This is a genomic window from Burkholderia sp. HAN2018, assembly GCF_024704855.1.
GTDB lineage: Bacteria > Pseudomonadota > Gammaproteobacteria > Burkholderiales > Burkholderiaceae > Burkholderia > Burkholderia cepacia.
On the sequence record NZ_QOBB01000551.1, the window covers coordinates 1 to 664 of the forward strand.

At 70.8% G+C, this 664-nt stretch carries 1 protein-coding gene; it reads right to left on the reverse strand.

The genetic code is table 11. The features are described 5' to 3' along the window. Window positions 1-664: FUSC family protein (locus DPV74_RS41725; RefSeq protein WP_205572002.1), on the reverse strand; the 664-nt coding region annotated here is incomplete at both ends.

Sequence of the window (664 nt, forward strand, 5' to 3'; positions counted from 1 at the left end):
GAACGCGTCGGCCGCGAGCGCGCGCCGCTCGGCCGGCTGCGCGACCTGCGCGAGGCGCCGCCACTGGTCCGTCAGCGCGGCGAGCCCGGCGTCGATCTGCTTGCCGATGCTGACGGGCCAGATGCGCGTGAACACGAGATACACGACGACGTTGCCGAGCAGGATGCCGATCGTGCGGTCGCGCGCGATCGTCAGGTCGAAACCGGGGCCGGCGCCCTGGATCACGCACAGGAAAAACGCGAACGCGATCTGGAAGCCCGCGTACGCGATGCGCGGCGAGCCGAATGCGACCCACGCGGCGAGCCAGCCACCGGCGAATACGAGCGCCATCAGATGGCCGACCGACGACAGCGACGGCACGACGAAGACGAGTGCCGCCGTGCCGAGCAGCGCGCCGACGATGCAGCCGAGGATCCGCAGCGTGAGCTTCTCGACCGTCTCGGCCGTCGAGCCGAGCGACACGATGTAGCAGGTGACGACGCACGTATGGATGCCCGACCAGTCGAGCTGCGAATACAGCAGGTAACAGAAGATCGCCGCGGCGGTCGTCTTCAGCGCGTAGCGGATGTGGTCGGGATTGGTGCGCGCGTCGGGCAGGAAGAAGCCGCCGCGCGGCGCCGCGGCTTCCGCGGCGGCAGGCGTTCCGGGCGCGGCCGCCGGCGTG